Origin of the sequence: Streptomyces roseirectus, from assembly GCF_014489635.1 — a bacterium.
GTDB classification, from domain to species: Bacteria; Actinomycetota; Actinomycetes; order Streptomycetales; family Streptomycetaceae; genus Streptomyces; species Streptomyces roseirectus.
On sequence record NZ_CP060828.1, the window covers coordinates 9,055,152 to 9,063,092 of the forward strand.

General features: G+C 70.2%; 5 protein-coding genes. 1 reads left to right on the top strand and 4 read right to left on the bottom strand.

Annotation, left to right across the window (positions count from 1 at the left end):
* Nucleotides 1–120: 120 nt before the first annotated feature.
* The 3 genes from IAG44_RS39035 to IAG44_RS39040 all read right to left on the bottom strand — a co-directional run bounded on the left by IAG44_RS39035 (nt 121) and on the right by IAG44_RS39040 (nt 5,310).
* Nucleotides 121–4,119: a DUF6603 domain-containing protein gene (locus IAG44_RS39035; RefSeq protein WP_187751781.1), complete on the bottom strand. Its 3,999-nt coding sequence runs from the start codon at nt 4,117–4,119 to the stop codon at nt 121–123.
* A gap of 40 nt (nt 4,120–4,159) precedes the next feature.
* Nucleotides 4,160–4,294 (bottom strand): hypothetical protein, encoded by a 135-nt coding sequence (locus tag IAG44_RS44395; protein ID WP_281404323.1) that lies wholly within the window; start codon nt 4,292–4,294, stop codon nt 4,160–4,162.
* A gap of 527 nt (nt 4,295–4,821) precedes the next feature.
* Complete coding sequence (locus IAG44_RS39040) at nt 4,822–5,310, bottom strand: MarR family winged helix-turn-helix transcriptional regulator (protein WP_246562421.1); 489 nt, start codon at nt 5,308–5,310, stop codon at nt 4,822–4,824.
* A gap of 155 nt (nt 5,311–5,465) precedes the next feature.
* On the opposite strand from IAG44_RS39040, the gene IAG44_RS39045 reads away from it, so the two are divergent.
* Entirely contained in the window at nt 5,466–6,107 is a 642-nt protein-coding gene (locus IAG44_RS39045; protein WP_187745414.1) for an FMN-dependent NADH-azoreductase, read from the top strand.
* 146 nt (nt 6,108–6,253) lie between these two features.
* Here IAG44_RS39045 and IAG44_RS39050 read toward each other — a convergent pair whose 3' ends face one another.
* A complete protein-coding gene (locus IAG44_RS39050) occupies nt 6,254–7,252 on the bottom strand; it encodes a quinone oxidoreductase family protein (protein ID WP_187751782.1) in 999 nt (332 codons plus the stop codon).
* Nucleotides 7,253–7,941: the final 689 nt, after the last annotated feature.

Genomic DNA, 7,941 nt, shown 5'->3' on the forward strand with positions numbered 1-7,941 from the left:
GTCCGGCTCCGATGCTCGGCTGCGGGTACGGGGAGGGGTGCTCGGGGGTGGGCTTCGGCGCCGGCGGCTCTCGGCCGGGGCCTTGCGGTCGGGGCCCTGCGCCTGTGGGCCCGTCGCCCGTCATCCGGGGTTCTGCACCAGCGGCGCCCGGTGGTAGAGGTGCGCGGCCCCCGCCGCCAGCGCGGTCAGTCCGTCGCACGGGTCCTTGAACAGACCGGCGTCGGCCAGTGCCGCGCACACCTGGTCGCGCCCGGTGCGGGCCGGACCCCGGTCGGTCTGCCCGATCCGCGCCACGCACGAGTCGTCAGCCACCGAGACGTAATCGCGGTCGGCGACGGGGGAGGAGGACAGTGGGGCGAGGCCGGGCGGGATCTCGTCCGCGCTGTAGTCGCTGAGCGGGAACACCCCGCGTGAGCCGGCCAGTTCGGGCCGGGGCGCCTGGACGTCGTAGCCGACCGGGCGGCCGGGCAGCACCTCGGCGCCGGGCGCGTGCGGGGTGTGGCTGAAGGGGGAGGGCGGGGCGCCCCACAGGGACGCGGGGAGGTTGTGGGTGCGGGCGGTGGCACTCCAGCCGTCCATCGGCGCGGGCGCGCCCTCGAAGTACAGCCGGAGCCGGTGCTCGCCGGTGAGGCCGGTGCGGTTCATGGGGCGGACGTCGACGCCGGGGGTGTCCTCGGCGGCGGGGGAGGACAACGGGTCGTCGCCGAGCCGCAGATGACTGGCCGGCACCGCGGACTGGGTGAAGAACCGCAGGTCACGGGCGCGGACGTACCACACTTTGCCGCTGTTGCCGGGGTCGTCGCCGGTGTCCTCGGCGGTCTTGTCGAGGCCGCTGACCGGGCCGATGGTGATGACGTCGGCCGGTTTCGGCAGCATGCTCGCGAAGCCGTCCCAGTCCAGCGCCTCGGCGTCAGCCCCGGACGGGCCGGGACCGAAGCCGATGGTCTTGGAGAAGCCCACGAAGTGCGCGGTGACCGAACCGCCGGTCGGCGGTCCCCACAGCTCCAGATCGGCCCCGACGGTCACACTGAACGTCTTGTGCACGATCCAGACGTTGAGGGTGTACGAGGCGCCGATGCTCACCGAGATCCGGGCGGTGAAGAAGAACGGCCGCCAGGACAGCAGCACATCCGCCTGGGCCGTGAACCAGGCCCGGAAGTCCCCCTCGTGGAAGACGACGCTCAGCCGCCCCCCGGCCATCGCGCACGACGGCGTCACCGCGAGGTACGCCTGCGCGGTGATCGTCAGATTGCCGCTCACCGCCCAGTTGATCCCGAGCCGAGGCACGTCCGGGTAGCCGGCGGGCTGCTGGAACGACGGGTGATAGCCGCCGAGAGTGACCACGAACTGCCCCGCGTTCGGGTGCGACCCGAACCACACCGACGCGGCGAACCCCCCGGTGAGATGACACTCGGGAGTCAGCACGTACGACACCGGCGCAAGCTCAGCCGCCAGCTCGAAACTCCCCGCCAGGGGCCGGATCACCGCCTCAAGACCCAGTTCCGCGTACACGTAGGTACGGGTCGCGGACTCGGCCGGCATCGGCAGCTGGAGCGTCGCGATGCCCAGCACGGCCAGCGCGAGTTCGTCACCGAACTCGGCGGCCAGCAGCACCTTGGAGTTGACCACCTCGGCGACGCTGAACTCGATCCCCAGGGCCAGCCAGTACGCCCCCTGGCGCGGCGCGATCCACTTCCGCGCGGGACTGCCGACGACCGCGGGCGTCCGCCCCTCCAGCACCTCCAGCATCCCGGACGGCTTCAGATTCGCGTCCGGCCCCTGCTTGTTCAGGGCGAGCAGCGGGAACCCCGACACCTCACGCGGGGTCGGCAGCGTCAGCTCCCGGTTGAACCCGAACCCCGCCATCAGCCCCGTGATCAGGATCGGCGGCGCCGCCACGATCGGCGCCTCGACCTGAGCGAACACGAACAACGACGGCTGCCCGTTCGTGAGCTGCGCGTACGAGCCGACCGCCGCGAGCGAGAAGTCCGGCACGGCGACGGTGGCCGTCCCGTCGTACTGGAACGCCACGCCCTTGTCCAACTGGTCGTCGGGAAGGTGCAGCAGCGCGCCCTCGATCTCGATCGGCGGCGCGACATAGCCGATACCGACGCCGTCGAGGCGGAACGCGGGCGCGAACTTCTCCAGCGACGAGCCGACGGCCAGGCCGTCGAGCGACATGACGAGAGGGCCGAGCTGGATGCCGGCGTCGAGGCCGAAGAGCAGGGTGTTGTGCTGGTAGATCACGCCGACGCGGTTGATCTGGACCACGCCGATGGTCTTCTGAACGGTGATCCAGACGCCGGCGGAGGAGCGGGGCGGGGTGGTGGTGGGGGTGTTGGTCTGGGCGGGGGTGCTGGGGGTGTTGGGGGTGCTTGGGGTACTGCCGGTCGGGGTGGGGCTCGCGGGCAGGCCGAGGGCGACGGGTGTGCGCTCCTGACCGATCCGCAGGTCGGCGAGCGCGGCGGGGCCTGCCTTCAGCCCGCCCGCCGGTAACTCCACGACCCGCGCCTTGGCGAGCAGGGCGTTGGCACTGCCGACGGCGGCGGGGGCGATCACGCCGGAGGAGTACAGGACTTGCAGATTGTCGACGGCGAGACTGCCGCCGATCTCGGCGAGGAACCCTCCGACCAGCGGAAGTTCCGCGAGGTCGATCCCGGCGGACAGGTCGATGCCGACGCAGAACTGCGCGGGGCCGCCCTGCGGCTTGACCCGGACGAATTTCGCGTCCTTCAGCTCGACGTGCAGACTCTCGGGGATGTCGGCGGCGAGATCGGCGGAGAAGTGGGCGACCCAGTCGCGCAGGGTGACTTTGGTGTCCGTGTTCTCGGGGCCGTGGTAGGTGGCGATGAGGAGGTCGGTGCCGGTCTTCTCGTCGTCGAGGGTGATGTCGAAGGTGAAGTCGTCGACGGCCAGTTGTCCGCCGTAGCGGGTCGCGGTGCCGTCCCGGGTGATGGTCAGGCCCAGGGAGGCGGTGATCCCTTCGGCGATCGTCATCCGCCCCTGACAGAGGAAGTCCACGGCCTTGGTGCCGGTGGTGTACGACAGCCAGAGGCTGGTGAGTTCCAGGGACTTCAGCGGTTCGGGGACGTCGGGAAGGCGCAGGGCGCCGATGACGTCGCCGATGCCGATCTCCCCGGCCGCGAGTCCGCCGCTGAAGGCCCAGCCGCCGGTGGCTCCGCCGTTCTGGGCGGCGGAGACCGTGATGTCCATGGAGTGGCCGAGGGAGATGGTGCCCGAGGCCATGGCCACGAACTTCGACGCCGGGTCGTAGTACAGGGACAGGGACAGCTCCGTCAGGGCGAACGGACCGATGTCCCAGCCGTCCCTGACGGTCATGGAGACGAAGTACCCGTCGCCGAGCAGGGCGTCCACGCGCAGTTCGCTGATGGTCAGCGACGGGGGTATCTCGGCCACGGGGATGCCGAACGAGCCCAGCAGCGAGCGGGCGTTGAGCGGCTTCCCGTCATGCAGTGTGCCCTCGACGGTCAGGTCCGGCAGCCACAACGCGATGTCCAGCGCGAGTCCCCTGAGGTCCAGCGCGGCGACGATCGCCATGGACGTCACGTCGTAGGCGGCCGGTTCGACGCCGTCCTTGCGGGACAGGCGGTAGTCGAATCCGGCGACGTCGCGGGCCGCGAAGTCGAAGGCGTGCAACCCTTCTCGCGCGCTCTGCCACAGGGACGCGTCGCCGAGGAGTCCGCCCAGCTTGTCCAGTTCACCGGTGAACGCCCCGGGCTTGCGCGGGCGTACCTCGGCGGTGAGGCGTCCGTCCCCGCCGTCGGTCACGGTGGCCACCACGTCGGTGACATCGAGGGCGCCGCTCAGGATCAGGCTGACGGTGCCGTCCGCCGTCACGGTCACGGTCACGCCGGTCACCGCGAGGGTGACACGACCGCCGGCCGGCCAGGGGGTGGACGAACAGGTGAGGGCGAGCGTCAGCGTGGTGTGTCCGCCGTCGATCTCCGCCGTGCCCGAGCCCGCCGCTCCCTGACAGGTGCCGTTCGGGAACGTGGCCAGCATGTCCGTCAACGGGGTGGGGAGCGCGGTGTCCGTGGTGCGCAGGGCCGGTGGCTGGGTCAGGTCCGTGAGATGTGCCTTGAGAGCATCGAGATCCATGGAATTCCCTTGGCCGAGTCGCGGTACCGGTGATGTCCGGCTAGCGGAAACGGGAGCCGTCTCCCATGATCTCTTCGGCTTCTTCCGGGGTCACATCATTTCCCTTGAATTTCAGGATGGCCCAGTTGAACGTGAGTTGGCTCTTCGGAATGATCCCGGTGTTCTGGCCGGGCATCTCCGCAGGCGTAACCATTCCGCAATCCCCCCACCGGATTGTGCGCCACCCTGGCCCGCCACAGGCTCTCTGCTGACCGACGGAACGCGCAAGACTCCAACGGGCCAGGGGAGAAGATTTCGGACATGTGACGGAAGATCCGGGTTGCGTCGGACGGCACCCCGTGGGACAGGGCGGGCGAGGATCCGCTCAGGCGGTCGGGCCTTCACCAGGCAGGTGAACTGGAGCACTTGGAACGGTGCGCGGCTGAAGTACCGGCAGTCGAATACGCCGGAGATTCCGGCGCGGCGAATAAAGCGGCACTGGCCGCTGCTACGGCGACCAACGGTTTGATCGTCGAGGACGCGATGGAATCACGTCCGAAAAGCGGTCGACGCATGAAATCTCCTCGCATCGGCCAGGCCATTTCCTTTTCCTTGGCCCTGCGGCACAGCATGCCGAGGGTCCAGTCGCGGCATCGGGCGGCTCGCCGGACGGGGTGTGGCCTTGCTGAGGTGAGTCGGTCCAGTGCCGTCGTCCGCGATGGCTCAGTCCTTGAGGGTGCTCCGCTGGGCGGTGAGCGCGACGCGGGTCAGGAGGTCTCGGAACTGGGTCCGTTGTGCGTCGTCCAGTTCCGCGAGCAGGTGTTCTTCGGCGGCTGCGACGTCGGTTCGCATGCGCAGCAGTTGGGATCGGCCTTCGCCGGAGAGGATCACGTGGCGGGCCCGCCGGTCCTTCGGGTTCGGGCGTCGTGACAGGAGGCCCTGTTTTTCCAGGTCGTCGAGGAGGTAGGTCATCACTGTGCGGTCGAGGCCGACCTGGCCGGCGAGTTCGAGTTGGGTGGGGGGTGTGTCCCCGGCCTCGGCCAGTGCCACGAGTACCAGGTAGGCGCGTGATCCGCCGGGCAGGGTCTCGGAGGCGTCGGCCGCGGCGCGCCGGAGGGCTCCCGAGATCATGCGGATGGCCCAGACCAGGTCGTTGTCCAGGGCGAGGCACTCGGTGCTGCTGTTCGCTCGGTCGCGGGGTGCGGAGGGCATCCCGTCACCGTAGCACTTTCCCGCACCACGGCAGATGGTCTGACATCCAGAACATCTTTCCCGCATGGCGTTGCCCGGAGGTTCTTTCTTGTCAGTAGATGTTCTGCTGTGCATACTATCTGCATCACGGCAGAACTACCGGAGGTACCCGCACCATGAAGCTGTTCCGTCTCGACGCGAGCATCCGCACCGAAGGCTCGATGAGCCGCGCCCTCGCCGACACCGCCGAACAGGCGTGGCTCACCCAGCACCCGCACGGCACCGTGATCCGGCGCGACCTCGGCGTCCAGCCGCTGCCCGGCGACACATGGACCCTGCTCGCCCACGAAGTCGTCAACCCGGACGCACCCGCCCCGCGCGAGGCGCACGAACTCCTCGACCGGCTCGGCACGGAACTCCTCGAAGCCGACGCGTTCCTGTTCGCGGTACCGATGTACAACTGGAACGTCCCGGAACAGGTCAAGACCTGGATCGACCTGATCCTGAAGCACCCCGTGGCAGGGGTGCACGGCAACTGGCCCCTCACGGGCAAGCCCGCGATCCTCACGCTCAGCCGGGGCGGCGGCTACGGCCCCGGCACCCCGAAAGAGGGCTGGGACCACGCCACCCCCTACCTGCGCCGGATCCTGGCCGACGTCCTCGGCCTCGACCTGCACATCGCCGAGGCAGAACTGACCCACGCGTTCTGGGACCCGAAGATGGAGTCCCTGCGAGAACTGGCCGAACAGTCGATGAAGACAGGCCACGAACAGGCCGCCGAACACGGGACACGAGCCGCCCAACTGACCGGGGCCTGACCACCCCCGGGCCCGTCCCGCAGATCACCGCACCCCCGCACCGATCTGCGGGACGCGCCGCGCCGGTCTGCCGAAGTGGAATCCTGAGCGATGAGCAGGCCGGGGCCTACGGGACGTTCGCCCACCTTCTTGGCGAACGTGGTCAGCTACTTCACCGCCCTCGACGTCTCAGTCTCCAATACGACGAGCAGCTTGCCGGTGGTGCGCCGGGCCTCCAGATCGCTGTGGGCCTGAGCGGCCTCGGACAATGCGTAGCGGCCCGTCACGGTGACCTCGAGCGCCTTGGAGCGCACCCACTCGAACACATCGGTGGCCCGTCGGAGCAGTTCGGACCGATCGGCGATGAAGTCCCCGAGGCTGGGCCGGATCAGGGTCAGCGAACCGCCGCGGGCGAGCCGGATCGGGTCGAACGGCGGCACGGCACCACTTGCCGCGCCGAAGAGCACGAGATGGCCGCGGGGCCGCAGGCTGGCGAGGCTCGCGTCGAAGGTGTGCGCGCCGACGCCGTCGAAGACGACCGGCAGTCCCTGACCGCCGCCCAGCCGCCTCACCTCGGCCGCGAGATCGTCGACCGCGGAGGAGAGGATCACCTCGGCGGCCCCGGCGCGCTTGGCCAGCTCGGCCTTCGCCGTGGTCGACGTCGTGCCGATCACCCTGCCGCCGAGATGGGTGATGAGCTGGGTCAGGAGCAGCCCCATGCCACCGGCGGCCGCGTGCACGAGCACCGTGTCGCCCCGCTGGACCGGGTAGGCGTCCTTGACGAGATAGTGCGCGGTCATGCCTTGGAGGAGCACGGCGGCGGCCGTCTCGAAGTCGATGTCGTCGGGCAGCGGCACCAGCCGGGAGGAGTCCACGACGGCCCGCTCGGCATACGTGCCGGGAATCTCCACCCAACCGACCCGGTCCCCGACCGCGACGTCAGCGACGCCGGGTCCGACCTCGACGACCGTGCCGGCGCCCTCAGCGCCCGGGGTGAAGGGCAGCGGGAGGCTGTACCGGCCCTCGCGGTGGTAGACGTCGAGGAAGTTGACCCCGGATGCGGCGACCTCCACGACCGCCTCGCCCGGACCCGGCCGCGGCTGGTCCACCTCGACCTCCCGCAGCACCTCGGGACCGCCCACTTCGTTCACCTGTATCGCTCGCATGACCCCTCCAATAACGGTTCATCCCCCACCAACTCCGTTGACGGCGATCCGATTCCCGGCAAGCAGACCAGCCCGCCACCCCCGCCCAGAGCGGGGACGCCTGCTGTGCGCCCGGGTCCGGGACAGGAGCCCGAGGCCGTCAAGGGGCGACGAACGCACCCCCCGCCGCTTCCGCTCGCCCGGGGCATGGACTCCCGCCGGATCGGGGCGTACGGCACTCCGCAGGAGGCGCGACGGCGGTGCACACGGCCCGTGACGACCGCCGGGCCGGCCACCGGGTCGGCGCGGTGGCGAACTTGGAGGGCCGTCTCGGCCCGCGCCCGACGCCGGCGGCCTCGACCGCTGCCGCTGTTCCGCACCGACGGATTCGACGGCGCCGCCCGGACCGGGTCGTCCTGGGCGGGCCTTCCCTTCCACCGCGTGCTGCTCCCCGACGCGAACCACTGGGCGTTCACCGGCCACGGCTCGCCCGTCCCTCGACCCCAGACTTCCGGCCTCGTGACAGCGACGGCGCGGACCGCGCCTACCGGGATCCGCTCGGTGGATGGGCGAGCGTGCGCGGCATCGAGGACGAGCTTGGCCCGTTCGCTGGTGGCGGCGGGCCGTGACCCGGCCGTGGATGCGGGGATTCAGGCCCGCTGGAACGCCTCGATCCGGCGCCTATTTCTTCAGATCGATTTCCGGCGTGT